This window comes from Pseudomonas sp. Eqa60 (assembly GCF_018326405.1).
In the GTDB taxonomy this organism is placed as follows: Bacteria; Pseudomonadota; Gammaproteobacteria; order Pseudomonadales; family Pseudomonadaceae; genus Aquipseudomonas; species Aquipseudomonas protegens.
Genome location: NZ_AP024342.1, coordinates 5,114,155 through 5,140,492, shown reverse-complemented (window position 1 = coordinate 5,140,492; position 26,338 = coordinate 5,114,155). Strand labels below are relative to the sequence as shown.

At 61.5% G+C, this 26,338-nt stretch carries 23 protein-coding genes and 4 tRNA genes; 13 read left to right on the top strand and 14 right to left on the bottom strand.

Annotated elements, in window-relative coordinates; genetic code table 11:
• The first annotated feature begins 189 nt into the window (after positions 1 to 189).
• Both KI242_RS23035 and KI242_RS23030 read left to right on the top strand, forming a co-directional pair.
• Positions 190 to 1,341, top strand: coding sequence for a TDT family transporter (locus KI242_RS23035; protein ID WP_077934619.1), 1,152 nt, complete (start codon positions 190 to 192; stop codon positions 1,339 to 1,341).
• 83 nt (positions 1,342 to 1,424) lie between these two features.
• On the top strand, positions 1,425 to 3,299 hold the full coding sequence (locus KI242_RS23030) for an MFS transporter (RefSeq protein ID WP_123472869.1): 1,875 nt from the start codon (positions 1,425 to 1,427) through the stop codon (positions 3,297 to 3,299).
• Between the two features lie 58 nt (positions 3,300 to 3,357).
• Here KI242_RS23030 and sugE read toward each other — a convergent pair whose 3' ends face one another.
• The 3 genes from sugE to rdgC form a co-directional block, all read right to left on the bottom strand.
• On the bottom strand, positions 3,358 to 3,675 hold the full coding sequence (sugE, locus tag KI242_RS23025) for a quaternary ammonium compound efflux SMR transporter SugE (protein ID WP_011062672.1): 318 nt from the start codon (positions 3,673 to 3,675) through the stop codon (positions 3,358 to 3,360).
• 117 nt (positions 3,676 to 3,792) lie between these two features.
• A complete protein-coding gene (locus tag KI242_RS23020; RefSeq protein WP_212805593.1) occupies positions 3,793 to 4,758 on the bottom strand; it encodes a bile acid:sodium symporter family protein in 966 nt (321 codons plus the stop codon).
• A 75-nt stretch (positions 4,759 to 4,833) separates the two neighbouring features.
• On the bottom strand, positions 4,834 to 5,754 hold the full coding sequence (gene rdgC, locus KI242_RS23015) for a recombination-associated protein RdgC (RefSeq protein ID WP_011062670.1): 921 nt from the start codon (positions 5,752 to 5,754) through the stop codon (positions 4,834 to 4,836).
• Between the two features lie 160 nt (positions 5,755 to 5,914).
• Between rdgC and KI242_RS23010 the strand changes: the two genes are divergently transcribed.
• The 4 genes from KI242_RS23010 (at position 5,915) to KI242_RS22995 (ending at position 6,445) form a co-directional block, all read left to right on the top strand.
• Positions 5,915 to 5,990: transfer RNA gene (locus KI242_RS23010), tRNA-Val, on the top strand.
• Positions 5,991 to 6,009: 19 nt separating this feature from the next.
• Positions 6,010 to 6,086 (top strand) — tRNA-Asp (locus KI242_RS23005).
• Between the two features lie 187 nt (positions 6,087 to 6,273).
• Positions 6,274 to 6,349: transfer RNA gene (locus KI242_RS23000), tRNA-Val, on the top strand.
• A gap of 19 nt (positions 6,350 to 6,368) precedes the next feature.
• A tRNA-Asp gene (locus tag KI242_RS22995) sits at positions 6,369 to 6,445 on the top strand.
• 140 nt (positions 6,446 to 6,585) lie between these two features.
• Here KI242_RS22995 and KI242_RS22990 read toward each other — a convergent pair.
• Positions 6,586 to 7,755 (bottom strand): catalase family protein, encoded by a 1,170-nt coding sequence (locus KI242_RS22990; RefSeq protein ID WP_011062669.1) that lies wholly within the window; start codon positions 7,753 to 7,755, stop codon positions 6,586 to 6,588.
• A complete protein-coding gene (locus tag KI242_RS22985) occupies positions 7,752 to 9,560 on the bottom strand; it encodes a di-heme-cytochrome C peroxidase (RefSeq protein WP_212805592.1) in 1,809 nt (602 codons plus the stop codon). Before KI242_RS22985 ends, KI242_RS22990 begins: the two co-directional genes overlap by 4 nt.
• 269 nt (positions 9,561 to 9,829) lie before the next feature.
• Here KI242_RS22985 and KI242_RS22980 point away from each other — a divergent pair, with 269 nt between their 5' ends.
• The 5 genes from KI242_RS22980 (at position 9,830) to KI242_RS22960 (ending at position 12,532) form a co-directional block, all read left to right on the top strand.
• Positions 9,830 to 10,543 (top strand): FKBP-type peptidyl-prolyl cis-trans isomerase, encoded by a 714-nt coding sequence (locus KI242_RS22980; RefSeq protein WP_011062667.1) that lies wholly within the window; start codon positions 9,830 to 9,832, stop codon positions 10,541 to 10,543.
• A 292-nt stretch (positions 10,544 to 10,835) separates the two neighbouring features.
• Positions 10,836 to 11,291, top strand: a complete 456-nt coding sequence (locus tag KI242_RS22975; protein ID WP_011062666.1) for a YkvA family protein — start codon at positions 10,836 to 10,838, stop codon at positions 11,289 to 11,291.
• A gap of 114 nt (positions 11,292 to 11,405) precedes the next feature.
• On the top strand, positions 11,406 to 11,747 hold the full coding sequence (locus tag KI242_RS22970) for a helix-turn-helix transcriptional regulator (protein ID WP_015636619.1): 342 nt from the start codon (positions 11,406 to 11,408) through the stop codon (positions 11,745 to 11,747).
• Entirely contained in the window at positions 11,744 to 12,115 is a 372-nt protein-coding gene (locus KI242_RS22965; protein WP_003179080.1) for a hypothetical protein, read from the top strand. The genes KI242_RS22970 and KI242_RS22965 overlap by 4 nt, the downstream gene beginning before the upstream one ends.
• On the top strand, positions 12,116 to 12,532 hold the full coding sequence (locus KI242_RS22960) for a hypothetical protein (protein ID WP_011062665.1): 417 nt from the start codon (positions 12,116 to 12,118) through the stop codon (positions 12,530 to 12,532).
• Here KI242_RS22960 and KI242_RS22955 read toward each other — a convergent pair.
• Together KI242_RS22955 and KI242_RS22950 are read right to left on the bottom strand one after the other, a co-directional pair.
• Positions 12,483 to 14,309, bottom strand: coding sequence for a bifunctional diguanylate cyclase/phosphodiesterase (locus tag KI242_RS22955; protein ID WP_212805591.1), 1,827 nt, complete (start codon positions 14,307 to 14,309; stop codon positions 12,483 to 12,485). The genes KI242_RS22960 and KI242_RS22955 overlap by 50 nt on opposite strands.
• A 134-nt stretch (positions 14,310 to 14,443) precedes the next feature.
• Positions 14,444 to 16,528, bottom strand: coding sequence for a carboxy terminal-processing peptidase (locus KI242_RS22950; protein WP_212805590.1), 2,085 nt, complete (start codon positions 16,526 to 16,528; stop codon positions 14,444 to 14,446).
• Between the two features lie 138 nt (positions 16,529 to 16,666).
• On the opposite strand from KI242_RS22950, the gene KI242_RS22945 reads away from it, so the two are divergent.
• On the top strand, positions 16,667 to 17,629 hold the full coding sequence (locus KI242_RS22945) for an NAD(P)H-quinone oxidoreductase (RefSeq protein WP_015636616.1): 963 nt from the start codon (positions 16,667 to 16,669) through the stop codon (positions 17,627 to 17,629).
• 106 nt (positions 17,630 to 17,735) lie between these two features.
• Here the strand turns inward: KI242_RS22945 and KI242_RS22940 are convergent, their stop codons facing one another.
• The 6 genes from KI242_RS22940 to KI242_RS22915 all read right to left on the bottom strand — a co-directional run bounded on the left by KI242_RS22940 (position 17,736) and on the right by KI242_RS22915 (position 23,043).
• Entirely contained in the window at positions 17,736 to 18,389 is a 654-nt protein-coding gene (locus tag KI242_RS22940; RefSeq protein ID WP_011062661.1) for an HAD family hydrolase, read from the bottom strand.
• Between the two features lie 40 nt (positions 18,390 to 18,429).
• Positions 18,430 to 19,419 carry an ABC transporter ATP-binding protein gene (locus KI242_RS22935; protein ID WP_011062660.1) on the bottom strand — a complete coding sequence of 330 codons (990 nt, stop codon included), beginning with the start codon at positions 19,417 to 19,419 and terminating at the stop codon, positions 18,430 to 18,432.
• Positions 19,416 to 20,216, bottom strand: a complete 801-nt coding sequence (locus tag KI242_RS22930) for an ABC transporter permease (RefSeq protein ID WP_011062659.1) — start codon at positions 20,214 to 20,216, stop codon at positions 19,416 to 19,418. Before KI242_RS22930 ends, KI242_RS22935 begins: the two co-directional genes overlap by 4 nt.
• Positions 20,203 to 21,048, bottom strand: coding sequence for an ABC transporter permease subunit (locus tag KI242_RS22925; RefSeq protein WP_011062658.1), 846 nt, complete (start codon positions 21,046 to 21,048; stop codon positions 20,203 to 20,205). The genes KI242_RS22930 and KI242_RS22925 overlap by 14 nt, the downstream gene beginning before the upstream one ends.
• The gene (locus tag KI242_RS22920) at positions 21,045 to 21,851 is read right to left on the bottom strand and encodes an alkaline phosphatase family protein (protein ID WP_212805589.1); all 807 of its coding nucleotides are present in this window, start codon (positions 21,849 to 21,851) and stop codon (positions 21,045 to 21,047) included. Before KI242_RS22920 ends, KI242_RS22925 begins: the two co-directional genes overlap by 4 nt.
• 124 nt (positions 21,852 to 21,975) lie before the next feature.
• Positions 21,976 to 23,043, bottom strand: coding sequence for an ABC transporter substrate-binding protein (locus KI242_RS22915; RefSeq protein WP_015636612.1), 1,068 nt, complete (start codon positions 23,041 to 23,043; stop codon positions 21,976 to 21,978).
• Between the two features lie 362 nt (positions 23,044 to 23,405).
• Here KI242_RS22915 and KI242_RS22910 point away from each other — a divergent pair, with 362 nt between their 5' ends.
• Positions 23,406 to 24,119, top strand: coding sequence for a UTRA domain-containing protein (locus KI242_RS22910; RefSeq protein ID WP_011062655.1), 714 nt, complete (start codon positions 23,406 to 23,408; stop codon positions 24,117 to 24,119).
• 39 nt (positions 24,120 to 24,158) lie between these two features.
• Here KI242_RS22910 and KI242_RS22905 read toward each other — a convergent pair whose 3' ends face one another.
• A complete protein-coding gene (locus KI242_RS22905; protein ID WP_041119455.1) occupies positions 24,159 to 26,315 on the bottom strand; it encodes a mechanosensitive ion channel domain-containing protein in 2,157 nt (718 codons plus the stop codon).
• Positions 26,316 to 26,338: the final 23 nt, after the last annotated feature.

The following is a 26,338-nucleotide window of genomic DNA, read 5'->3' as shown; positions in this document are numbered from 1 at the left end:
AAGCCGCAGGGGAGAGGTGCTGTACGCCAATCAGATACGGGCGTGGTCCGATTGCGGTGATCGCTCCTGGGGCCGTGCATAGATGTTTATCTGCAAAATAGATAACAGATAGAGAGATTACCCGTTATATAGATATTCGATTAGGTTCTACCATGTTTCCTACCTCATCGGAGGACAGGAGACACGACCATGACATGCCCCAATAGCGTTAAAACCGGCCACTGGCCATTGAGCCATCTGCCGCATCCCCTCGAAGCCATTCGCCAATTCACCCCCAACTGGTTCGCCGCCACCATGGGTACCGGGGTTCTGGCCTTGGCGCTGGCCCAGTGGCCGGCCGAGGTTCCCGGCTTGCACCAGGTGGCAGAGGGTTTCTGGTGGCTGACCATCGCCCTGTTCCTGTTGTTTACCGCGATGTATACCGCGCGCTGGGTGCTGTTCTTCGACGAGGCGCGGCGGATTTTCGGGCACTCCACGGTCTCGATGTTCTTCGGCACCATCCCCATGGGCCTGGCGACCATCATCAATGGCTTGCTGGTGTTCGGCATGCCTCGCTGGGGCGATGGTGTGGTGGAGGTGGCGCAACTGCTGTGGTGGCTGGATGTGGCCATGTCCCTGGCCTGCGGGATCCTGATTCCCTACATGATGTTCACCCGCCAGGAACACAGCATCGACCAGATGACCGCGGTCTGGCTGCTGCCGGTGGTGGCGGCCGAAGTGGCGGCGGCCAGTGGCGGCCTGCTTGCGCCTCATCTGCTGGATGCCCACGGGCAGTTGGTAATGCTCAGCACCAGCTACGTGCTGTGGGCCTTTTCGCTGCCGGTGGCGTTCAGCATCCTGACCATCCTGCTGTTGCGCATGGCGCTGCACAAACTGCCCCATGAAAGCATGGCGGCGTCGAGCTGGCTGGCCCTGGGGCCAATCGGCACCGGTGCCTTGGGGATGCTGGTGCTGGGCGCCGATGCACCGGCGATCTTCGCCGCCAATGGCTTGCCCGGCGTCGGTGAGATTGCCGCCGGCCTGGGCCTGGTGGCGGGGCTCACACTGTGGGGGTTCGGTCTGTGGTGGATGTTGATGGCCGTGCTCATCACCCGCCGTTACCTGCGCGAAGGCATACCCTTCAATCTTGGCTGGTGGGGCTTTACCTTTCCTCTGGGCGTGTATTCGCTGGCCACCCTTAAACTGGGCAGCACCTTGCACCTGGGTTTTTTCAGTGTGTTTGGCGCGGTACTGGTGGCGGCGCTGGCGGTGATGTGGCTGATCGTGGCCAAGCGCACGGTGCAGGGGGCTTATAAAGGAGAGCTGTTTGTCTCGCCGTGCATTGCGGGGTTACGGAAATAATCGGCAAAGATAGGTAAGGTTGTGGCCTGGATCGATATTCGACATTCCAATAACAGTATCCACGCCACTCAGGGACATGGAAGATGAGTCACCCTTCGCAGTTCACCTTGCTTCGCAAGCGGCGGTTCCTGCCGTTTTTCATCACGCAATCCCTCGGTGCCTTCAACGACAACATCTTCAAGCAGTCGCTGATCCTGGCCATTCTCTACAAGCTGAGCATCGAGGGTGACCGGTCGATCTGGGTCAACCTCTGTGCCTTGCTGTTCATCCTGCCGTTCTTCCTGTTTTCCGCCCTGGCCGGGCAGTTTGGCGAGAAGTTCGCCAAGGACTCGCTGATCCGCCTGATCAAACTGGGGGAGATCGCGATCATGGTGGTGGGGGCGGTGGGCTTCGCCTTCGATCACCTGTCGCTGATGCTGGTGGCCCTGTTCGCCATGGGCACCCACTCGGCGCTGTTCGGCCCGGTGAAGTATTCGATCCTGCCCCAGGCCTTGCGTGAAGAGGAATTGGTGGGAGGCAACGGCCTGGTGGAAATGGGCACGTTCCTGGCGATCCTGGCCGGCACTATCGGCGCTGGGGTCATGATGTCCTCGGAGCATTACGCGCCGATAGTCTCCAGCGCCATGATCGGTGTGGCGGTACTGGGCTACCTGGCCAGCCGCGCCATTCCCCGGGCTGCCGCGGCGACCCCGGAGATGCGCCTGAACTGGAATATCTTCAGCCAGTCCTGGGCCACCTTGCGCCTGGGGCTGGGGCAGACCCCGGCGGTGTCGCGCTCGATTGTCGGCAACTCCTGGTTCTGGTTCGTCGGCGCCATCTACCTGACCCAGATTCCGGCCTATGCCAAGGAATGGATGCACGGCGACGAGACCGTGGTAACCCTGATCCTGACGGTGTTCTCGGTGGGGATTGCCGTAGGCTCGATGCTGTGCGAGAAGCTGTCGGGGCGCAAAGTTGAGATCGGCCTGGTACCGTTCGGCTCCTTTGGCCTGACGGTGTTCGGCCTGCTGCTGTGGTGGCATTCCGGTGGTATCCCGGAAAGCGCCACGGGTCATGACTGGATTGAAGTGCTGGGTTTTGCCCATGCCTGGTGGGTGCTGTTCGATGTCCTTGGCCTGGGGATCTTCGGCGGCTTCTATATAGTGCCGCTGTATGCCCTGATCCAGTCCCGTACCCCGGAAAACGAGCGGGCCCGGGTGATAGCCGCCAACAACATTCTCAATGCGCTGTTCATGGTGGTGTCGGCGATTGTCTCTATCGTGATGCTGAGCATGGTCCAGCTGACCATTCCCCACCTGTTCCTGGTGGTGTCGCTGCTCAACATTGCGGTCAACGTCTACATCTTCAAGGTGGTGCCCGAGTTCAGCATGCGTTTCATGATCTGGCTGCTCAGCCATTCCATGTACCGCGTCGAGCATCGCAACCTGGAGTTGATCCCTGATGAAGGCGCTGCCCTGCTGGTGTGCAACCACGTGTCTTTCGTCGATGCCTTGCTGATTGGCGGTGCGGTGCGTCGGCCGATTCGCTTCGTCATGTACTACAAGATCTACAACCTCCCAGTGCTGAACTTCATCTTCCGTACCGCTGGAACCATTCCCATCGCCGGTCGGCATGAAGATCTGCAGATCTATGAAAAAGCCTTCCAGCGCATTGCCCAGTATCTGCGCGATGGCGAACTGGTGTGCATTTTTCCCGAGGGCAAGCTGACTGCCGATGGCCAGATCAACGAGTTCAAGGGCGGGCTGACACGGATTCTCGAGGAAACCCCGGTGCCGGTGATTCCCATGGCTCTGCAAGGCTTGTGGGGCAGCTTCTTCAGTCGCGATCCGAGCAAGGGTTTCTTCCACCGCTTCTGGTCGCGAGTGACCCTGGTGGCCGGGCCATCGGTGGCGGTGGACGCAGCCGAACCGGCGCAGTTGCAGGCCATGGTGGCGCAGTTGCGGGGCCCACGGCGCTAGCTGCCGGATACGAAAACGCCCGCACATTTGCGGGCGTTTTCATTTCTGCCTGGGCTTTTCAGCTGGCGCTGACTTTCAGGCCCACTAGGCCGGCGATGATCAGCGCCACGCTGACCAGGCGCACCAGAGCCATGGATTCGCCAAACAGGATGATACCGGCGATCACCGTGCCGACGGCGCCGACTCCGGTCCAGATGGCATAGGCCGTGCCCAGGGGCAGTTCCTTCATCGCTAGGCCCAGCAGGCCGAGGCTGATGGCCATGGCAATGATGGTCAGGGCGGTGGGCAGCGGGCGGCTGAAGCCATCGGTGTATTTCAGGCCGACGGCCCAGCCCACTTCAAACAAACCGGCAAAAAACAGAATGATCCAGGACATGCCTACCTCATCGGTTGATGGGGTCGTCCCCGGAATTGATCGCTCGAATGAGTCGCGAGGTCGTCCTCGCGATGCGCAGTATACTGCCCACTCTCACGTGGGCGAGTATTTTTTTCCTCAGTCATGGCCTCGCTGTATTTCCAGCTTTTGTTCGGCTGGATCTTCCATTCGCCGGAAATAGGTCGAGAGCAGGGCCCCGGAAATGTTGTGCCAGACGCTGAACAAGGCGCTGGGTACCGCCGCCAGTGGCGAGAAATGAGCGCTGGCCAGGGCCGCGCCCAGGCCGGAGTTCTGCATGCCGACTTCCAGGGCCAGGGATTTTCGCTGCGCCAGTGGCAGCTTGAACAGACGCCCCGTGAAGTAGCCCAGCAGGTAGCCGAAGCTGTTGTGCAGCATCACCACGGCCATGATCAGCAGGCCCGACTCGGCGATTTTCGCCTGGCTGGCGGCCACCACCGCGGTGACGATGATGACGATGCTCACCACGGAAACCAGCGGCAGTACTTCCACCGCGTGCTGCACCCGCTGGCCCAGCAGGCGCTGGGCCAGCACTCCCAGCACGATCGGTAGCAGCACCACTTGCAGGATCGACCAGAACAGCTCCATGAACGAGACCGGTAGCCAGGCCGAGGCCAGCAACCAGATCAGCGCCGTGGTCAGCAGTGGGGCCAGTAGAGTGGTAACCGCTGCAATGGCCACCGACAGCGCCAGGTCGCCGCGGGCCAGCCAGGTCATCACGTTGGAAGAGGTGCCGCTTGGGCAGCAGCCGACCAGGATCACCCCGACGGCGATTTCCGGCGGCAGGTGAAATGCCTGGCAGAGCACCCAGGCTACCCCGGGCATGATCACGAAATGGGCCACCACTCCCAGGGCCACGCGCCATGGGTGGCGGGCCACTTCGGCGAAATCTTCGAGTTTCAGGGTCAGGCCCATGCCGAACATCACCAGGCCCAGCAGCGGCACGATGGCGCCCTTGAGACCGACGAACCAGCCAGGCTGGAAGAATGCCAGGACGGCGAAGATCAGTACCCAGTATGCGAAGGTGTTGCCGACAAAGCGGCTCAGTGCAGCCAGTGCGCGCATGACCTGTTCCTTATTATGTGAAAACGCCACCGAAGGCGGTGGCGTCTAGTGCGTAGCGGTTATCCGGGCAAGGCGTCAGATGCCCTGCGGAATCTCCTCGCCGCCCAGGGCTTCGAACAGCGCCGGCAGGAAGTCGCCGAAGGTCAGCATCATCAGGGTGAAGCTGGCATCCTGCTGGCCGAGGGCTTCATCACCGCCGTCCTGTTCCGCCTGATCCTGCAGCAGATCCTCGAACTTCAGGCGCTTGACCACCATTTTGTCGTCGAGCATGAAGGACAGTTTGTCCTGCCAGGCCAGGGACAGTTGGGTGACCACCTTGCCGGTGCTCAGGTGCAGCTGGATTTCCTCGCCGGTCAGGTCCTGGCGCTTGCAACGCACGATGCCGCCGTCCTCGTGGGTGTCGCGTAGTTCGCACTCGTCGAGTACGAAGAAGTCGTCGGCGGCTTTCTGGGTCTTGACCCAGTCGGTCATGATCGCGGTGGGGGCGATCTTCACGGTCAGCGGGCGAACCGGCAGGGTGCCGAGGACTTCGCGCAGGGTGGAGAGCAGGTCTTCGGCGCGCTTCGGGCTGGCCGAGTTGACCAGGATCAGGCCCTGTTTCGGGGCAATGGCGGCGAAGGTCGAGGAGCGACGGATAAACGCACGGGGCAGGAAGGCCTGGATGATTTCATCCTTGATCTGGTCGCGTTCCTTCTTGTAGACCTTGCGCATCTGTTCGGCTTCGATCTCTTCGACCTTTTCCTTCACCGCATCGCGCACCACGCTGCCAGGCAGGATGCGTTCCTCCTTGCGCGCGGCTACCAGCATGAAGTCCTGGCTGACGTGAACCAGCGGGGCGTCTTCACCTTTGCCGAAAGGGGCGACGAAACCGTAAGTGGTCAACTCCTGGCTTGCACAGGGGCGCGCCAGTTTGGTCGCCAGTGCAGTTTCCAGCGCCTCAGCATCAAAAGGCAGATCTTGGGTCAGGCGATAGATCAGCAGGTTTTTGAACCACATGGGGTGAATCTCTCCTTTATACAAAGGAGGGCATTATTCTCTTCGCTGCTGCTCAGGCCAACCCTTCGCTAAGCCTTTGGAAGGCCTGAAAAAATTATTATAAAAAGTGCTTGCCAGAGTGGGGGCTGCTCCGTAGAATGCGCGCCACACCGAACGTGAAGGGTGATTAGCTCAGCTGGGAGAGCGTCTGCCTTACAAGCAGAATGTCGGCGGTTCGATCCCGTCATCACCCACCATTCGCATTCAGTGTTACGCGCAGCGGTAGTTCAGTCGGTTAGAATACCGGCCTGTCACGCCGGGGGTCGCGGGTTCGAGTCCCGTCCGCTGCGCCATATTCGGTAACCTGGAACACTGAACGCCAGGTCACCACAGAAAGCCCGCTAACGCGGGCTTTTTGCTGTAAAGAGTTACGTGGGTTGTGTTGCTGTACATGGAAATTTGGTTTTTTTAATAAAATTATTAATTAAATCAACACTTTAAGAATTTCTGTGGCATAATGCGCCCCGCAACGAAGGTAAAGGGTGATTAGCTCAGCTGGGAGAGCGTCTGCCTTACAAGCAGAATGTCGGCGGTTCGATCCCGTCATCACCCACCACTTACTTTCAACGCTACGCGCAGCGGTAGTTCAGTCGGTTAGAATACCGGCCTGTCACGCCGGGGGTCGCGGGTTCGAGTCCCGTCCGCTGCGCCATATTCGGCAACCTGGAACACTGAACGCCAGGTCGCCACACAAAGCCCGCTCAATGCGGGCTTTTTGCTGTCTGGGATTTGTATCGGTTCGAATCCTGCGCATGAAAAAAGCGGCCCTCGGGCCGCTTTTTGCGTTTTTGCCTACTGCTCGGCGTTACGGCTGTGCCGGTAGTCGCTGACGGCTTCATACACCGCCTTGCGCAGACGGTTGATGCCGCCGATGGGGCGATGGGCTTCCAGGCCGAACCAGGGGTTGAAGGACTGGTTGTCGCAAGCCAGGTTCTGCGCCGGGGTATCGAAGTCCTGGGCGGGAAGGGTTACCCGCGCCACCGTTTCAAAGGGGGCGTCACTTTCTTTCCATTCAATGCTGGTGTCTTCGATCGGCATGAAACGGTTCGGGTCCTGGCGCTGGACCTGCAGTACGAAACAGGCGCCAACCCGATCGGTGGAGAGTTGCTGGGTAAGGGCGCTGCGCAGGAAGTTGGGCAGATCCTGGTTCTGTGCTGGCAGGCTGTAGGCCGGGCAACTCTCGGGGTCCGGCATGACCCGGAATTTGGCGTTGGCATTGCCGAACTTGTAGGGCGAGACCGAGTAGTAGGTGGTCTGGGTCGGGCTGGCCGGGGCCGGTGACAGGGTCGCCAGGGCGATGAACAGATGCCGTACCTGCCAGGTGCGCGGATCCCACCCGGGGAAGAATGCGCCGACTTTCTTGCCGTCCGCCTGGGCGGCGATGTTCTGCTGATATTCGGCTACGTCGCTGACGAAGAAATTCGGATGATTGAACATCACGAAGTCCTGTTCACGGCGTTGTGATTCCGACGCCATCAGTTGTTGCCCGGGAACATCCAGTAGCTTGATCGCCATGCCGCGGGCGTCGCGAATACTGTCGAACTGCGGGTAGGCGTTGCCGTTGGACAGGCGTACGACGGCCTGCCAGGTCTGGCCAGGGGTGGCAAATACTCCCTGGCGCAGTGGCGGGCTCAAGTCGTTGAGGACCTGGACCTGCGCCTTCACGCAACCGTGGGCCTTGGCATGGGCATCGCGCAGGTAGCGGGTGCCTTCGCGGTGCTGGTCAACGATGCGCACCGCGGTCTGGATGATGTCCTGGGTGCGGGCTGCCTCATCGGCAGGAACCTGCTCCTGCACCGCTACCGGGCCTCGGTGGTGCCAGGCGAACCAGGCACTGGACAGTGCCCAGCCCAGCAGGCCGATGACCAATAGCAATAACAGGGTCCTGCCCAGCAAGGCGCCGAGGCGCAGCCACAGTCGGGCCAGCAGGGACGGTCGTTTTCTGGCGAGATCGAGTTTCATGGCAATTGCGACTCCAATGGTCCGCCCAGCACTTTCAGGTATTCCAGCAAGGCCCAGCGTTCTTCTGGCTGCAGCAGTGGGCCGATAACGCCATTGCCACGCTGGCCGGCGCGGAATTCGTGGCCGCTGTTGTGGTTGCCGCTGATGCGGGTATCGAATTCAAAACCGTTCTTGAAGGCTTCCGGGCGATAGCCCAGGTGCTTGGGATCGTACTCGAAGGTGCCGCGGTAGAAGGTTGTCGAGCGCTCTGATTGCGGAGACAGCAGTTGATAGAGGTTGGGTACCGAGCCGTTGTGCAGGTACGGCGGTGTGGCCCAGACCCCGGCCAGCGGGCGGGCCTTGTAGGCGCGCAACTCGCGTACGCCGATCGGCAGCCCGTAGCCGTCCAGCCGCGGGCGTTCCTCGGGGGTGACCTTGGCGTCGCGATAGGCGCGCTCTTCGACAAAGGCCGTGATGTAGGCCAGGCCCTTGGCAGCCGAGAGTTGACGCAGGTCCAGCGGTTCGCTGGGTGTCGGGTGCAGCTCGACGTTGGACCTGGCCAGTTCGGCGGTATCCCACTGCAAGGAGCTCAGGTCATAGCGCAGGTCGGCGATATTGCTCGCCGAATTCGGGTCGGTGCCAATCACCGCTACCGGAAGCATTTTCAACTGCTGCACGGGGCGGCCGTTGTTGTCGCTGACCGAGGGTACATGGCAGCCGGCACAGTTGCTGGCGAACAGCTCGCGGCCCTTGGCGGCCAGCGGCTTGTCGATCGTGCCCAGCAAGGCTTCCGGCCAGGCCGGTGGCTTGAGGCGCTGTAAGGTTTCCTCGATCAGGTTGAGATCGCGGACACGTACGCTGGAAGGGTAGCGGGCCTCGCCGGTGAGGGGTTGGCCGTTGGCGTCGAACAGGTTCAGGGTGGCGCCAACCCCCAGGGCTTCGCCGATATTGCGCGCCATGGGTTGCTGCGCCGAGCCGTTCCACTGGACCCAGTCGAAGGTCCAGATATCCCAGAGTTGCGGGTAGTCCACCGGGGCATTGGCAATCCGATAGTTCTCAGGGGAAATGGCGTCGCCGAAGCTGGCATTGGCGATGCGGCCAAAGGCGTCGGTACGGCCCGGACCCTCTTCGGTTGGATAGAGGCCGCGATGGATATCGTTCCAGGCCACCCGCAGGAAGTTATCCAGTGAGACCTTGAAGTCCTTGCGCAGTTGTTCGTGCCTGGCTTCGTAGTCGGCACCCAGCACCTTGCGGGCGAAGCGCTCGAATTTCCAGGGGTTGTAGTAGGTGCTGGTGAGGCTGGCCACGAGGGCCTGGCCGAAGCTGCCACCACGCAGGGTCGGTACGCTGGACGGCAGTACGTGCTGCGCCGAGCCGCCATCAATGCGCAGGGCTTGATGGTTGAAACGCAGCTCGCCGGTGTGGCAGGCAGCACAGGTGATGTCCAGGTATTGTTCCGCGCTGCCCGGATTCTGATGGCGGGCGAAGCCCACGGGCAGGTTGCCGGGATTCTGCGCTGTGGCTTTCTGTCCCGGCTCCACCAGGAAGCCGAAGCGGGCCAGGTACTCGGGAGCGGCAAAGGACTGCTCGGAGAACGGTAGCTCCAGAGCGCTGAACCATTCATAGCGCAGGCCTTTGACCTGGGTGCCCTGGGGAGTGAAATAGTAGGTCTGGCGATCCTTGGCATCCCATTGGTCCAGGTAGTGCACCTGTTCAACGGGTACATAGTCGGGGAGTTTCGGATTGGCCACGTAGTATAGGACCACTGCCAGGACAATGCCGATCAGCACGGCAATCAACAGCAACACACGATAGATGAGGCGCAAGATGTACTTCCTTGTCGAATTTCGTTTCCTTATGCCTGAGCTCATCTGACGCGGCAAGTAGCCATTACTTGAGCTATGGTTATTCGCGCCCGTTCAAGCGCCTCGGTAAGCGGCCTGGGCAGGGTGTACCCCAGAGCATGAAAACGCGTTTAAAGACGTGAACTTATCGGCCATTTACTACTCTTACGCCGGTAGCCATTGGTCGTGGTCGCCTGATAAGCTCGCGGCTTTATTCGATTGCCCTTTAGGCGCATGAACAAGGAAATAGCATGAAACAGCATCGGTTGGCGGCGGCGGTGGCCCTGGTTAGCCTGGTACTTGCGGGTTGTGATTCGCAGACCAGCGTAGAGCTGAAAACCCCGGCGCAAAAAGCTTCCTACGGTATCGGCCTGAACATGGGCAAGAGTCTGGCTCAGGAAGGCATGGATGACCTGGATTCCAAAGCGGTCGCCCAGGGCATCGAAGATGCCGTCGGCAAGAAAGAACAGAAGCTGAAGGATGAAGAGTTGGTCGAAGCCTTCGCCGCGCTGCAAAAGCGTGCCGAAGAGCGCATGGCCAAGATGAGCGAAGAGTCGGCGGCTGCCGGCAAGAAATTCCTCGAAGAGAACGGCAAGAAAACCGGTGTGACCACCACCGCTTCCGGTCTGCAGTACGAAGTATTGAAAAAGGCTGACGGTCCTCAGCCCAAGCCGACTGATGTCGTGACTGTTCACTACACCGGCACCCTGACCAACGGCACTGTGTTCGACAGCTCGGTAGAGCGTGGCAGCCCGATCGATCTGCCGGTCAGCGGCGTGATCCCGGGTTGGGTCGAAGGCCTGCAACTGATGCACGTGGGCGAGAAGTACAAGCTGTACATCCCGAGCGACCTGGCCTACGGCGCCCAGAGCCCGAGCCCGGCGATTCCAGCCAACTCGGTGCTGGTCTTCGAACTGGAGCTGCTGGGTATCAAGGATCCAGCCAAGCAGGACGCCGCCAAGTAACCTGCGTCAGCGCCTGAAGCAACGCCCCGTTCTTACGGGGCGTTGTCGTTTCTGCAGGTTGCTGCTGGCAAATTATCCGAACCGACGGCAGTGCGGGTGGTCTGAACAGGGTATGAGCGGTAGGTAGTCGCTGGAGGCTGCCAAGTCAATGAAATTATGGGTTTTTTTATGTGAGTAAAAAACGCCCGATCTGAGCTCAGCCCTTATGAAACGGGGCTTTCAGCCGTGAAAAATAGCTCTGTTCACAAGGTTATCCACAATTTGTGTGGATAACATTTCAGTGGGAGTGATGATGAAAGCACCCTGGAATTTTGCTCGTTTCCTGCCGCTGGCGGGGCGCTTGCTGAGCCGCGGCCGTTTGCCCACGCTGCTGTTCGCCGTGGCGAGCAAAGGCGCCAGCCAGGGCGGACGCCTGGGCAAGGTCAAACAGGACCTGCGCTTGTTGCAGGCACTGTGCCTGGCGTACTGGCGTGGCGAGTACCGGGCCATCAGCCCCAAGGCGCTGCTGTCGGTGGTGGCAGGCTTGATGTATTTCCTCAGCCCTGTGGATGCCATTCCCGACTTTATTCCGGTGTTCGGCATGCTTGACGATATCGCCGTTCTGGCTTGGCTGATGAAAACCCTGGATGACGAACTCAACGCCTTCCGAACCTGGCGCAATCGGCAAATGCCGGAAAAACTCGCGGTTGTCGAGCGCTTGCCGGACACTGCGGAGCAATTGCTGCTGGAAGGACCGCAGAAAAACTAAGGGTATTCACCGCCTCCCACAACAATCATGCTCCCCGCGACCATTGCCGCTGTTAGGATTACACTTCAAGGGAAAAGTCCGACTCGCTAAGTGTCGTTGTCCTACGGGGTAGTAATGGATATTCAGATTATTGAACGCGATGGCGAGCCCGAATATGCGGTTCTGCCGTGGGCTCAGTATCAAGCTTTATTGTCAGCCGCAGGTCTTACCGAACAACCACCGCACGCTGCCGCAACTTCTCAGGCAGCGCCACCAGCCCAGAATCTTCCGGGCCTGGATCAATTACGCAGTCTGCGCGAAGGGAAGGGCATCGCCATCGAGGCGCTGGCCCGCAAAGTTGGTATCAGTCCGTCTTACCTGGCCCTGATTGAAAGTGGCGAGCGTCAACCCGACGCTGCGATTCGCCGCAGCCTGGCCTGGGAGTTGACGGTGCCGGGGTGGAGGGAGCAATCGTGAGTGTAAGGATCAGTCGTCAGCACTGGGATGGGCTGTTGGGTGAGCTGGATCAGGCCCGTCGTCAGCGGCATCTTTTAACCTATCGAGCCTTGTTGGAGCGCTTGCAACTGCCCAGCCCGGCCATGCAGACCCTGACAGCGGCGCTGGAGCATCTGGCAGCGCTGGATGCACGGGCCGAACAGCCTTTGCGCAGTTCCCTGGTGATCAGCCAGGGGGCCAGCCGCTTGCCGCGTACCGGCTTCTTCGAGTGCGTGGAGCGTCTGGGGCGTTTTTCCGGCCCTTCCGACGGTGTTGCCGCGGCTTCATGGCATGCCTCGGAAGTGGTGCGGGTCTTCGAGTACGAGTATCCCGAATCAGCGGAGGCTTGAATGTTCCTGGCACTCAAGGCGCGACTCGGCTATTGGCTGGCGCGCCGTTTGTTTCATTGGCCGTGGTTTGTCCGCCAACCCCGTGTCTGGCGTTGGATGGAAGGTCAGTTCGCGCGCATGGCCAATCTTGGCAATGTCGGTGCGCTGAGCTTTTATGGGCACATCCTGACTTTTCGTGGGCAGGGGCTTGGCGCCCGTCAAGAAGGTCAACGCCTGCTGCGTCTGGCTGCACTGGCGGGGGATGGCAAGGCAGCCTATCAGTTGGGCGTGATCAGCCTGGCCGGCTCGCCCAGCAAGGCTCCCGACGCTGTCGAAGCGGCGCGCTGGTGGACGCTTTCGGCTCAGGCCGGGCATCCTCTTGCGGCGCTCAAACTGACGCAGCTCGATCAGCCGACTGATCCCGCAGCGGCTCACTGAGGTTTTGCGCTCCCAGGCTGGCTGCCGCTTCCAGGCTGTCGATCACATGGATGCTGTAGCCCTGGATATTCTTGGCGTGATGCTTGGCCTGGGAGGCCAGCTCCGCCAGTTGGCTGGAGTCCAGTTGGCCACAGGCCTGTGGATACAGGTGCACTACGCCGATGGACAGTGACAGCAAGGGAAATTCCTGACGGATACCTTGCCGATTGGGGGCGACAAAGTAGCCAGCCTCCAGGTGTTCGCTGCGGTAGAAGCGCCGGCACTGGCTGTGGAAGTCATCCAGCAACTGGTTGAGCCGTCGGCGCCAGTCTTCCGGCCCCAGCACCAGCAGAAAGTCATCCCCACCGATATGTCCGACGAAGTCGCGGCTCGGGTCTACCCGGTCGTTCAGGCATTGGGCCAGGCACAGCAGCACCTCATCGCCGCGGCCATAGCCATAGATATCGTTGAAGGGTTTGAAACTGTCGATGTCGACGTAGCAGATCACCGATTCCCGAGCTTGCTGCAGCAGGCGGCTCAGGCACTGCTGGATCGGCACATTGCCGGGCAGCAGAGTCAGCGGGTTGGCGTAGCGGGCTTGCTGGATCTTCAGCTCCGTAATCAGCTTGAGCACATCGATGACCCGCCCCAGCCCCAGATAATGGCCATTCAAGGTGATGATGAAATCTTCCTCGATGCGTTGGCGGGCGCGGCTGGTGATCAGGCGGCTGACCTGCTGCAGGGACTGGCTGAGTTCGACCGCGAGAAAGTCATCGTTCATCAGGCGGCTGATGGGCTTGCGGGCGAACAGGTCGGTGGCAAAGGGCTTGAGCAGGGCGTCGGAGAGCGAGTGCCGATGGACGATGCCGCAAGGCTGCCCCTGTTCGTCCAGCACCGCCAGGGAGTTGAGGTTGGCTTGCCGGCGAAAGGCTTCCAGGACGTTGGCGGTGGGCGTATTGCGGGCAACGGCCGGTTGCTCGTTGAGCAGCGCACTGAGGTCGCTGCCATCATCGTTGAGGGCCACGCTGGTGTGATCATGCTTGGGCATCATTGCCCGAGCGTCCCTCGGCGGCTGTTCCTGGGGGCGACACAACAGGTAGCCCTGGACCAGGTCGACGCCCATCTCGGTCAGCACTGCCAGTTCTTCGGTCAGTTCGATCCCTTCGGCGATCACCTGGGCGCGGGAGGCTTTTGCGATTTGCAGAATCGAGCCGACGAACTCGCGCTTGAGGGCATCCTGGTGAATGCCGTCGATAAAGTGCCGGTCGATTTTCACGTAGTCCGGGCGCAGCTCCGACCACAGGCGCAGGCTCGAATAACCGGCGCCCAGGTCGTCCAGGGCGATGGAGAAACCCATGTCGCGGTAATGGTGCAGGGCGTTCTGCAGCAACTGGAAATCGTCGATCGGGGTCTGTTCGGTAAGCTCGATCACCACCTGGCTGGGGGGGATGCCGAAGTCCTCAAGCAGCTGCAAGGTACGCCCTGGTTGGTGGGCGGCCTCCAGCAGGGATTCCGGTGAGACGTTGAGGAACAGCTTGCCGGGCAGTTGCTGTTCGCTGAAGCGTTTGCAGGCGCTTTGCCGACAGGCAATCTCCAGCTCGCTCAGGCGCCCGGCCTGGCGCGCGACGGCGAACAGCGCGACAGGGGAGTGCAGAGGGCTGTTTGAGGGGCCGCGACTCAGGGCCTCATAACCCAGGATGCGCCGCTCGGACAGAGAAATGATCGGTTGGAACAGGCTGTGCAAACCGCTTTGAGCCAGGATTGAACTCAATGCACTGAGCTGTTCGGTCGTGGTCATGGCGATCTCTGTCGATAAAAAAAGGACCGGGCGCGGCTCTGGCTAGAGAGCGGCGCCCGGTCCTTTATTTCACGACAGAATGATGACTGTTTAATGACGATCCGAGGAGCGATCGAATTAAATTGCCATCATCCTCAGTGCTTGGCCACCGAGGTGTTGAGCTTCAGATAGTCCAGCAGGATGCGCCCGGTTTCACTCAGGTAGGCGTCGTCTTCCGGCTTGGTCTTGTCCGGCTCGGCAGCAGCCAGTGCATCTTCGTCTTCTTTCTTCAGCTCTTTGAGCGGCTCCTCGCCCTTGGCTTTGCGACGGGCGTTTTCCAGGGCCAGTTGCTGGGCTTCGATATCGGCATGTTGCGCCCGACGATCGGCTTCATTGAGGCTGACGGTTTTTTCCGCCATCAGTTTCTGTGCCAGGGCCAGCTTGTCGCGGATGAACACAAACTCCGGATCTTTCGCCGAGCGGCTTTCGTGTTCGGCCTTGAGCTGAGCCAGGAACGGTTTGAACGGGTCTACCGCAGGCTTGATGGCCGGGCGGATGGTGTCCCATGGCATGGCTTCAGGCAGGGCGCTTTCGCCGATTTCCTTGGTGTCGATGATCGACGGATAGCCGATATCCGGCAGCACGCCCTGGTGCTGGGTGCTCTGCCCGGAAACCCGGTAGAACTTGGCCAGGGTCAGCTTCAGCTCGCCGTGGTTCAGCGGCTGGATGGTCTGCACGGTGCCTTTGCCGAAGGTCTGGCCGCCGATGATCAAGGCGCGGTGGTAGTCCTGCATGGCACCGGCGAAGATCTCCGAAGCCGAAGCCGAGAGACGGTTGACCAGCAGTGCCATCGGGCCTTTGTAGAAGGCGCCGGGGTTTTCATCTTCCAGTACATCCACCCGGCCGTCGGCGTTGCGCACCAGCACGGTTGGCCCCTTGTCGATGAACAGGCTGGTCAGCTCGGTGGCTTCCTGGAGGGAGCCGCCGCCGTTGTTGCGCAGGTCGATGACCACACCGTCGACCTTGTCTTTCTGCAACTCGGTCAGCAGTTTCTTCACGTCGCGGGTAGTGCTCTTGTAATCCGGATCACCAGCGCGGAAGGCCTTGAAGTCCAGGTAGAAGGCCGGGATCTCGATCACCCCGAGCTTGTAGTCCTTGCCGTCCTGCTTGAGGTTGAGGACCGACTTCTTCACCGCCTGGTCTTCGAGCTTCACCGCTTCGCGGGTGATCGGCACGATCTTGCTGGTCTGGTCGTTTGGCGCATTGCTGGCCGGGATCACCTCCAGGCGTACCAGGGTGCCTTTCGGACCACGGATCAGCTTGACCACTTCGTCCAGGCGCCAGCCCACCACGTCGACCATTTCCTTGTCGCCCTGGGCCACACCGATGATCTTGTCCGCAGGGGCTACCTGCTTGGTCTTGTCGGCAGGACCTGCCGGCACCAGGCGCACGACCTTGACCTGATCATTGTCGCTCTGCAACACGGCGCCGATGCCTTCCAGCGACAGGCTCATGTTGATGTCGAAGTTTTCCGCGTTATCCGGCGACAGATAGTTGGTGTGCGGGTCGTAGGACATGGCGAAGGTGTTGATGTAGGCCTGGAAGATATCTTCGGCACGGGTCTGGTCCAGGCGCGCCAGCTGGTTCTTGTAGCGCTTGGTCAGGGTTTCCTGGATCTGCTTGGGATCCTTGCCGGCGATCTTCATCCGCAGCACTTCGTCCTTGACGCGCTTGCGCCACAGGTCGTCGAGTTCGGCGGTGGTCTTGAGCCAAGGAGCATCCTTGCGATCGATCAGCAAGGTTTCCTTGGTGGTGAAGTCGATCTTGTCGACGCCCTTGTTAAGCTCGGCCAGGGCGAAGTCCAGGCGGGATTTGACCCGGTCCAGATAGCGCTTGTAGATGGTGAACCCGGCGTTCAGGTCGCCGCTCTTGAGGAAGTCGTCAAACTGGGTTTTCCATTTGTCGAACTCCGCGATGTCGCTGGCCATGAAGTAGCTGCGCGACGGATCCAGCAGCTTCAGGTAGCTGTCGTAGATGATCACCGAGCGCGCATCATCCAGCGGCGGTTTGCTGTAGTGATGACGTTTGAGCAGTTCAACGACATTGAGGCTGGCAATTACCTCATCGCGATCGGGCTGAAGATTGTCCCAGCTATTGGCTGCGAACGTATTGGTCGACATCGGCAGCAGGCCGAAACCAATGAAAAGAGCGAGGGCGGTGCTGGGGAACAAATGCTTCATGCTGATTCGACGCGGGGGCAATTGATAACGCATATTAGGCCGTCTTTGAAGTCGCCGGTTCCATAAGGACCGGTCGCATAATGCAAAAAGCCCGGTGCTACCGCTCCGGGCTCAGTCCAGACTCACTATGGAGGCACTGTGAAAGCATTGCAAGGCGTTGAAGGTCATGTGGAGTGGGTGGAAGAGCCAAGTCCGGCCTGTGATGTGGGGCAAGTTCGCATTCGGGTGGCGGCTGCTGGCCTCAATCGGGCCGATCTGTTGCAGCGTGCGGGGCTCTATCCCCCGCCTCCCGGAGCCAGCAAGGCCCTTGGCCTGGAATGCTCCGGGGTAGTCAGTGAAGTGGGCCCGGGTTCGTCCTGGCAAGTGGGTGATCGGGTCTGTGCCCTGCTGGCGGGCGGAGGCATGGCTGAAGAGGTGGTGGTAGATGCCCGCCATGTACTGCCAGTACCCGAAGGGTTGTCCCTGGCCGAGGCCGCGGCGCTGCCCGAGGTCTACAGCACAGCCTGGCTGAATCTGTTCCAGCTGGCAGCGCTCAAGCCGGGCGAGAAGGTCCTGCTGCACGCTGGCGCCAGTGGCGTCGGCTCGGCGGCTATCCAGCTGTGCAAGGCGTTCGGCAACCCGTGCTGGGTGAGCGTTGGTTCAGCCGATCGCCTGGCCTACTGCGAGAGCCTCGGTGCCCAGGGCGGTGTGGTGCGTACCGATGGCATTGAGGCGCTGCGGGACTTTGGGCCTTTTGATGTGATTCTCGACCCGGTGGGCGCCAATTATGTGGCCAACAACCTCAAGCTGCTGGCCCTGGATGGACGTTGGGTACTGATCGGCTTGATGGGCGGGCGCGAAGCGCAGCTGGACCTGGCCCAGGTGCTGGGCAAGCGGATCCAGTTTCTGGGGTCGACCCTGCGCAGCCGGAATGACCAGTTCAAGGCCGACCTGTTGAGCGACCTTGGGCAGAATGTCTGGCCGTTGTTCAGCGAAGGGCGTCTGAGCCCGCAATTGGCCAGGACCTTTGCGATCCAGGATGCAGAAGCCGCTTTTGCGGAGCTGGCGACCAATCAGGTCTCGGGCAAGCTGGTGCTGGTGATCGACCCCAGCCTGACCTGAGCCCTGCAGGAGCCGGCTTGCCGGCGAAGGGGGCGCCAGGCCTGGCGGTCTGTTCGCTGGCAAGCCAGCTCCTACACAAGCCAGCTCCGGGGATCTCTGGGGCTGGTCACTTCCAGTGGTGGATCGGCCAGCCGGCCTTCTGCGCATGTTCACGCAGCACCGGATCCGGGTTCACCACCTGCGGGTGGTCCACGCGCAGCAGCAACGGCAGGTCATTGCGCGAGTCGGAGTAGAAGGTTGCGCCTTCCAGGTTTTCTTCCTCGGCATCCAGCCATTGCAGCAGGCGGGTGATCTTGCCCTCGCGGTAGGTCAGGGTGCCAACGGTGCGGCCGCTGTAGACCCCATGCTGCACCTCCAGCTCGATTCCCAGGACTTCGTCGATACCCAGGCGCGCGGCAATCGGCTTCACCAGGTGGGTGCCCGAGGCCGAGATCACCAGGATCCGGTCGCCGGCCTGGCGGTGGGCGGCAATGGCCTTGCAGGCGTCGCTGAAGATGATCGGCTCGATCACCTCTTCGACCCAGGGCTCGACCAGGTGCGCGACCTCTTCCGGGGTGCGTCCGCTCATGGGTTCCAGGCTGAAGTCCATGAACTCCTCCATGGCCAGCTTGCCATGGCTGTAGGCGTCCATCAGCTCATGGTTGCGACGCATGAACGACTCGCTGTCGACCCAGCCCAGGCGGCCCATCTGTTCGCTCCAGAGGGTGGCGCAGTCGCCGTGAATCAGGGTTTCGTCCAGATCAAAAATTGCCAAGGCCATCAGTGCCGCTCTCTCTTCAGGATCAATTGCGTGAATGCCATCAGGCTACCTCACACAGGGCTGTCGGATCGATGCTCAATGCCAGACGCTGGCCGTCGGCGTGCAGATCATCGGCCGAGCGGTTGAGTACATCCACCACCAGCTCCACGCCTCGGGCCTCGACCCGATAGCGGATCACGTTGCCCAGCAGACTGTGGCTGCGTACCAGCGCATCCAGTGGGCCTTCCTTGCGCAGTTCGATGGCTTCCGGGCGGATGGCGATGCGGCCGCTGACCGGCCGCTGCAGCAGCTTGCTGGCGCTGTCGGCATCCAGCAGGTTGTAGTTGCCGATAAAGCCCGCGGCGAAGGCGTCCACCGGGGCGGTGTAGAGGGTTTCGGCATCGCCGCTCTGGACGATCCGGCCCTGGTTCATCAGGAAGATCCGGTCGGACATGGTCAGGGCTTCTTCCTGGTCGTGGGTGACGAAGATCGTCGTCAGGCCCAGTTCCCGCTGGATGTTGCGGATCTGTTCGCGCAAGTGCTTGCGGATCCGTGCATCCAGGGCCGACAGCGGTTCGTCCAGCAACAGCAGGCGCGGGCGGGTCACCAGGGAGCGGGCCAGGGCCACGCGCTGGCACTGGCCACCGGACAGCTGGTGCGGGTAGCGGCTGGCGAAGTCGTTGAGCTCCACCAGTTGCAAGGCTTCCTGGACCCGCTTGCGGCTGTCTTCGGCGCCGACCTTCTGCATGCGCAGGCCAAAGGCGACGTTCTGTTCCACGGTCATGTTAGGAAACAGCGCGTAGCTCTGGAACACCATGCCGATCCCGCGTTTCTGCGGGCTCAGGGGCACGATGTCCTGGCCGTCGAGGAGGATCTTGCCGCCGTCCACCGGGGTCAGGCCGGCGATGCAGCGCAGCAGGGTCGACTTGCCGCAGCCGGAAGGGCCGAGCAGGGTAACGAACTCGCCCTTGCGGATTTCGCAATTGATGTCGCTGAATACCGTGGTGCCCGCATAGTTCTTTTGCAGGTGTTGGACGCTGACGAAGCTCATTGGCTTTTGTCCTTGTTCAAGATGTTGGCGGCCCAGGTCAGAAGCAGCACGAAGAAGAAGTAGGAAATCACCAGGGCGCTGGTGAAGTGGCCGCTGCTGTTACGCATGTTGTTCAGGTAGACCTGCAGGGTTTCATAGCGGGTGCCCACCAGGATGTTGGCGAACACGAACTCGCCGAACAGGAACGAGAAGGACAGCAGCAGCGCCACCATCAGGCCCTTGCGCAGGTTCGGCAGGACCACCAGGAAGGCCGCCTGCCAGGTACTGGCGCCCAGCAGTTGGGCCGCGTCCATCAGGTCCCGCAGGTTGATCGCCTGCAAGTTGTTGGTGATGGCCCGGTACATGAACGGCAGTGCCACGGTGAAGTAACAGCCGATGAGGATCCAGGGCGTGCCGACCATGGCGAAGGGCCCCGAACCATAGAGTTGCAGCAGGCCCACCGAGGACACCACCGGCGGCACCGCGAAGGGCAGCAGGATCAGGATGTTCATCAGCGCATCGAGCTTGGGGAAGTGGTAGTGCACCACGAACAGCAGCGGCAGGATCAGCACCACTGAAAGCACCAGCGCACCCACGCAGACCAGCAATGACTGGCCGAAGGCATTGAGAAAACGTGGGTCGCTCCACAGCTGCAGGTACCACTTGAAGGTGAAGCCGCTGGGCAGGATGGTCGCCGACCAGCTGCTGGCAATCGAGTAGACGAAGGTCCCCAGCAGCGGCAGCAGAAGGATGGCAAACAGCAGGTAGACCATCACTCGGTGGTAGAGCGCGGCGGAGCCGGGTTCAGCGCGAGACATGGTAGCTCCTCTTCAACAGCAGTTGATGGACGATGGTCACCAGGGTCATCAGCGCCACCAGCACCACGGCCAGGGCGCTGGCCATGTTCGGATCCAGGGAGATGTCCCCGGAGACCATGGCTGCGATGCGGATCGGCAGGACGTTGAAGTTGCCGGTGGTCAGCGCGTAGACCGTGGCGTAGGCGCCCAGGGCGTTGGCCAGCAGGATGACGAAGGTGCCCAGCAGCGCCGGGGTCAGCACCGGCAGGCCGATATGCCGCCAGAACTGCCAGCCGTTGGCCCCCAGCAAGGCGGCGGATTCACGCCAGTCCTCGCGCAGGGCGTCGAAGGCCGGGTAGAGCAGCAGCACGCCAAGGGGGATCTGGAAGTAGGTGTAGAGAATGATCAACCCGGTCTTGGAGTACAGGTTGAAGTCCTGAATGATCCCCGACTGCTTGAGCATGATGGTGATGGTGCCGTTGAAGCCCAGCAGGATGATGAAGGCGAAAGCCAGGGGCACCCCGGCGAAGTTGCTGGTCATGTTGGCGAAGGCATTGACGAAGTTGCGCAGGCGCGAATCCACCCGGCGCAGCGAGTAGCTGCCCAGCACCGCGATGATGATGCCGAACACGCTGGACCAGAAACTGATCTCCAGGCTGTACTGGATGGCCTGCAGGTAGAACTTCGAGCTGAAGATCCTGGTGAAGTTGGCCAGGCCCCAGCCGAACTCTTCCGATTGCAGGCTGTTGATCAGCACCCACACTAGGGGGGCAATCTGGAACACGATGAAGAACAGGGCGAAGGGCACCAGGCACAGGGCCGCCAGCCATTTACCACGGGTGACTGAATTCACTTCAACAGCTCCCGGCAGAAAGGTTTGTCATGGGGCGCGCCCAGCAATTGGCAGACGGTGCCGCACAGTTCGGTCTGTTTCGGCGCGGCAGCGGGGTCGAGGCTGAAAGCGTCGCCGAGAACGAACAGCGGGACCTCTCGCTCCTCGGCCAGCAGGCCATTGTGCGAGCGGTCGTTGTTCATGCCGTGGTCGGCCGTCACCAGCACCTGGTAGCCGGCGTCGAGCCAGCCTTGCAGGTAGTCGGCGAGAATGATGTCCGCCGAGCGCGCGCTGTTGCGGTACTGCGAACTGTCCAGGCCGTGCTTGTGTCCGGCGTCGTCGATGTTCATCGGATGCACCAGCAGCAGGTTGGGCTGATGGCGCAGGCGCAGGTCCTCGGCGTCGGCGAACAGATGGGAATCGGGGTAATGATCGCTCCAGTAGAAGTGGCCGTACTGGATCGGCAGTTCAGGGTTTGCGGTGTGCCGGTCTTGCGGGGCGTTGAAGGGCGAACGGTTGTACAGCTCGCTGACCCAGTGATAGGCCGCGGCGGCAGTGCTCAGGCCGGCCTCGCGGGCGTAGTGGAACAGGCTGCGCTGGTTGGAGAGGCGCGAGACTTGGTTGTGCACGATACCGCTGTCGATCGGCCGCACGCCGGTGAATATGCATTCGTACAGCGGGCGGGAGAGGGCAGGTAGTTCGCATTGCAGTTTGTACAGGGCGGCGCGGCCAGCACCGACGTAGGCTTGCAGGTGCCCCATGGCGTGTCGGGCAACTTCGTGGTTGAGGCCGTCGAGCACCACAAGGATGACGTTGTGCTTCATGAGGTGGAGGACTCCGGGATCGGGTGTGCAGGCGCCAGCTTGTCGGCGAGTGGCCTGTGTGCGCTTGTCTGTGCAGCGCCTTTGAGCCATTCGCCGGCAAGCCGGCTCCTACAGGGATGCAGCCTTACTGCATGTTGATGATCACTTCTTCCTGCCACTTCTGCGGCAGGCCCTTGGAGGTTTTCTCCCAGGCATCGGCGTCCTTGATCGGTGTTACGTGCTTGTACTGCTCGTTGGGCAGCAGGTTGGCCTGTACGTCCGCTGGCAGGGTCAGGTGCTCGGCACGGATCGGCCGCGCATTGCCGCGGGCCAGGTTGGTCTGGCCGGCGTCGCTGAAGATGTACTCGCGGGTCAGCTTGGCGGCGTTGGGATGCTTGGCGTACTTGTTGATGATGGTGGTGTAGCCGGAGATCACCGAGCCGTCCGACGGGATCAGCACGATGTAGTCGTCCTTGTTGACCATCTTGTTGCGGTAGCTCAGGCCGTTGAAGTCCCAGACCACGCCCACTTCCACTTCACCCTTTTCCATGGTGGCGATGGTCGGGTTGGCCAGGGACAGGCGCCCCTGCTTGGCGATCTCGGCGAACATCAGCAGCGCCGGCTGGATGTTCTTCTCGTCACCACCCTTGGCAATGGCGGCGGCCAGTACGCCGTTGGCGGCCTGGGCGGCGGTGCTCACGTCACCGATGGAAACCTTGTACTTGCCCTTTTCCAGGTCGGCCCAGCTCTTCGGCGCTTCGGAGCCGTGCAGCAGCTTCTTGTTGATGATGAAGGCGATGGTGCCGGTGTAGGCCAGCGCCCAGTTGCCGTCCTTGTCCTTGGCCCAATCCGGGACCTGGGCCCAGGTGCTCGGCTTGTAAGGCTGGGCCACGCCCTGCTTGACCGCGATCGGGCCGAAGGCCGCGCCAACGTCGCCGATATCGGCGCTGGCATTGTCTTTCTCGGCGGCGAACTTGGCGATCTCCTGGGCCGAGCTCATGTCGGTGTCGATGTGCTTGAGGCCATAGGTCTTGGCCAGGTCTTCCCAGGTGCCTTTCCAGTTGGCCCAGTCATCGGGCATGCCGACGCTGTTGACCGCGCCTTCTGCTTTCGCAGCGGCTTCCAGGGTTTTCAAATCGTTATCAGCAGCCATGGCGGCGGTGCACAGGGCAATGGTCGAGCCTAACAGTGATGCCAGGAAAAGCTGTTTCATCCGAAGCTCCTTTGGGCGTGTTCAACGCTGCGTTTTATCGACAGTCTTGCGGTGGGTTGGTCTAGGTCAGCAATACCTGAGCCAATTTAGGCGGGTTGGATGACACTTTGATGTCGGTGCCAACGATCGACGCATGGATTAGGGCGCAGGTCCGGGGCTGCGAAATAAGCGTAGACCATGGCCAAACGCCCGCAGAACAAGGATCTGGCGGGTAATTTGCAAGTTGGTGGCAGGCCCGCTGAGCGCCTTTGTCATCTGTCAGTCATATGCATTGCCTAGGCTTTGGGCACGGATGCAGAGCACTGCCCCGGCCATTGCGCTGCCCTGAAACAGTGCTGGTCTAGTCCAGATAGGTAACGTTGATGCGTATTGATGCAACCAAAGCGGTGACAGCCATCGGCCAGGTCCTGCAGGAGCAGATCGCCCACGGGCTGTTGGCGCCCGGTAGCAAGCTGCCGGCCGAACGCAAGCTCAGCGAGCTATTCGCCACCACCCGCATCACTGTGCGTGAGGCCCTGCTGCAACTGGAGGCCCAGGGCCAGATCTACCGTGAAGAGCGTCGTGGCTGGTTTGTCTCGCCGCCGCGCTTGGCCTACAACCTGATGCAGCGCAGCCACTTCCACGCCATGGTCAGCGCCCAGGGGCGGGTGCCCTCCACCGAGGTGATTTCCGCGCGCCTGCAACCGGCATCGGCGGCGGTCTGCGCCTGGCTGCAATTGCCGGCACTGTCCAGCGTGATCCAGATCTGCCGCGCACGACGCATCGATGAGCGGCTGGTGCTGTATGTCGAGCACTACCTGAACCCCAAGTATTTTCCGAAGATTCTCGATCTGGACCTGAACCAGTCGATCACCGAACTCTATGCCCGGCATTACGACCTGCACTACGGACGGGTGCGCTTTGAAATTGTGCCCACCTCACTGCAGCCGGAAGCGGCGGCGGCCTTGAAGGTCTCGGTGGGCAGCCCGGGGCTGCGGATTGCCCGGGTGAACTATGACCAGCACGAGCGGCTGATCGATTGCGACCTGGAGTTCTGGCGCCATGACGCGATTCATGTCGGTGTTGACGTTCTTTAGGCGCCAGTGTCGTTCGCCGGCAAGCCGGCTCCTACAGGATCACTCCTTTTCCGCGCCGCCGCCTGCGGTGATCACCTGGATGCTCATGCGCGGCGTAGCCAGGTCCAGCCCGGCTTCGTCGAGGTGACGCTTGAGGGACAGGTTGAACGCCCGGGACACTTCCCACTGCTTGATTGGTGCAGTCTTGAAACGGGCACGGAGGATGGCGCTGCCGGACTCGAAACTCTCCACCCCCTGGATTTCCAGCGGCGACCAGATATTGCGGCGCTGCAGGGGGTCGGTGCGCATCTTCTGGCCGACATCGCGCATCAGCTTGATTGCGTCGTCGATTTCCATGTTGTACGGGATCGCCACGCGGAAGATCGCGTAGCCGAACTCCCGGGAGTAGTTCTTGATGCTCTTGATTTCGCTGAACGGGATGGTGTGCACGATGCCGTCGATGTCCCGCAGGCGCACGGTACGGATAGTCAGGCCCTCGACGGTGCCCAGGTGGCCGCCGACATCGACGTAGTCGTCGATGGCCAGGGAGTCCTCGATGATGATGAACAGGCCGGTGATCAAGTCCGCTACCAGGGACTGGGCGCCGAAACCGATGGCCAGGCCGATGACACCGGCACCGGCCAGCAGCGGCGTGACGTTCATGCCCATGTTCGCCAGGGCAACGATGGTGGCAATGATGAAGATCGCCACGAACAGCACGTTGCGGATCAGCGGCATCATGGTTTGCGCGCGCGCGTTGGCCAGGCCCTTGCGCGAGCGGGTCAGGGCGTGATGCACCGCGGTGTCGCTGAGAATCCAGATCAGCCAGGCAAAGATCAGGGTGCCGCCGAGGCTGAACAGCTTGACGCTGACTTCATGGCCATCGCCTTCGGTGAAGCGGATCAGCGACATGCCCCAGACCCGCAGGCCGAGCTCGATGAATGCCAGCCAGACCGCCAGGTGAGCCAGGGTGTAGAAGAAGCTTTTCAGCCGCTCGGAGTACAGCGCATGGCGTTTGTGCCCGCGCTGGGGCTTGAGGGCATGGCGGCGTACCAGGCCGTTGATCACCATGCACAGCACCAGCAGTACCGTGCACAGCAACGACTGGCGCAGGGCGGTGCTGGTGTCGCCGGCGGAAACGAAGGTGGCGAACAGCGAGATACCTACCAGCACCAGGGCCGGCAGGTACCAGAAGGTGCCGATGATCTCGATGGTGTCGCTCAGGGCCCGGCGGGTCAGGCGCCGTGACAGCGGCTGGTTGCGGATCAGGTGGGCGATGGGGCGGCGGAAACGCAGGATGAACACGCCGGTGGACAGCGCCGCCATGACATTGGCGAAGGTCGCCGCGGTATGGGCCAGGTGCTGGCCCAGGCTGGCCACCATGCGTGGGTCGCTCAGGGCCTCGCCAAAGGCGGCGAAGCTGCCGATCCACCACAGCGGGCGGAAGGCCTGGCGCCGCAGGATGTACAGGGCGCGATGGCGGTGCGGGCCGTCGAGTACGGAGAACGCCACCACGCAGATCGCCGAGAAACAGGTGCCGACCACCAGGGCGTAGGCCAGGACCATGGCCAGGTCCTTGCCCAGGGAAGAGGGCAGGGAGTAGGTCATGTAGACCGTGATCAACAGGGCGATCAGCCAGGGGCCGAGCTTGCGCAGGGCAAAGCGCAGCAGGTCCCAGGTCTTGGGATGCTGGGGCAGGTCTTCGGTCAGGCCGAAGCGCAGGCGCACCCGGTGGCTGAGCCAGATCAGCGCTGCTGCCAGTAGGCTCCAGACCATGAGGATCAGGGCAAAGGCAAAGATGATCGGCAGCCACTGGCTGGCTGGCAGCATCAGTGCCGAGAGTTCTTCCTTGGCCAGGTCGAACTCGTCGGACCAGCGGGTAACCGGGCTGTCGGCCCCGGAGAATTGCTTTTCCAGGTTCGACAGGGTGCCGCCGATCAGGCCCAGTACGCCTTCTTCTGGAGTGGGCTGGGCTTTTTTCGTGGCATCCCGCAGTTTCTTCAGGTCCGCCAGCAGCTTGGCCCGTTGCTGGTCGTTCTCCAGGGACTTGATCACCTCGTCCAGGGATTGCCCCAGGGGTTCCTCAGCCTGGGGCTGCGCCTTGGTCTGGTTGCCCAGCAAGCCAGGCAAGCCCACCGCCTGCGCGCTCCCTAGGGGCAGCAGGGTCAGCAGGCAGACGAGCACATAGCAGGGCAGGGCAAAAAGACGAGCGAACACTGGGCGGTCAACCTCGGGAAAAA

Coding starts and splice junctions, on each gene's coding strand:
- KI242_RS22950 (WP_212805590.1), bottom strand. CDS start 16,528: ATGAAGCATTTGTTCCCCAGCACCGCCCTCGCTCTTTTCATTGGTTTC.
- KI242_RS23020 (WP_212805593.1), bottom strand. CDS start 4,758: ATGCGCGCACTGGCTGCACTGAGCCGCTTTGTCGGCAACACCTTCGCA.
- KI242_RS23030 (WP_123472869.1), top strand. CDS start 1,425: ATGAGTCACCCTTCGCAGTTCACCTTGCTTCGCAAGCGGCGGTTCCTG.
- KI242_RS22960 (WP_011062665.1), top strand. CDS start 12,116: ATGTTCCTGGCACTCAAGGCGCGACTCGGCTATTGGCTGGCGCGCCGT.
- KI242_RS23035 (WP_077934619.1), top strand. CDS start 190: ATGACATGCCCCAATAGCGTTAAAACCGGCCACTGGCCATTGAGCCAT.
- sugE (WP_011062672.1), bottom strand. CDS start 3,675: ATGTCCTGGATCATTCTGTTTTTTGCCGGTTTGTTTGAAGTGGGCTGG.
- KI242_RS22930 (WP_011062659.1), bottom strand. CDS start 20,216: ATGTCTCGCGCTGAACCCGGCTCCGCCGCGCTCTACCACCGAGTGATG.
- rdgC (WP_011062670.1), bottom strand. CDS start 5,754: ATGTGGTTCAAAAACCTGCTGATCTATCGCCTGACCCAAGATCTGCCT.
- KI242_RS22915 (WP_015636612.1), bottom strand. CDS start 23,043: ATGAAACAGCTTTTCCTGGCATCACTGTTAGGCTCGACCATTGCCCTG.
- KI242_RS22980 (WP_011062667.1), top strand. CDS start 9,830: ATGAAACAGCATCGGTTGGCGGCGGCGGTGGCCCTGGTTAGCCTGGTA.
- KI242_RS22975 (WP_011062666.1), top strand. CDS start 10,836: ATGAAAGCACCCTGGAATTTTGCTCGTTTCCTGCCGCTGGCGGGGCGC.
- KI242_RS22920 (WP_212805589.1), bottom strand. CDS start 21,851: ATGAAGCACAACGTCATCCTTGTGGTGCTCGACGGCCTCAACCACGAA.
- KI242_RS22990 (WP_011062669.1), bottom strand. CDS start 7,755: ATGAAACTCGATCTCGCCAGAAAACGACCGTCCCTGCTGGCCCGACTG.
- KI242_RS22910 (WP_011062655.1), top strand. CDS start 23,406: ATGCGTATTGATGCAACCAAAGCGGTGACAGCCATCGGCCAGGTCCTG.
- KI242_RS22940 (WP_011062661.1), bottom strand. CDS start 18,389: ATGGCCTTGGCAATTTTTGATCTGGACGAAACCCTGATTCACGGCGAC.
- KI242_RS22955 (WP_212805591.1), bottom strand. CDS start 14,309: ATGACCACGACCGAACAGCTCAGTGCATTGAGTTCAATCCTGGCTCAA.
- KI242_RS22970 (WP_015636619.1), top strand. CDS start 11,406: ATGGATATTCAGATTATTGAACGCGATGGCGAGCCCGAATATGCGGTT.
- KI242_RS22935 (WP_011062660.1), bottom strand. CDS start 19,419: ATGAGCTTCGTCAGCGTCCAACACCTGCAAAAGAACTATGCGGGCACC.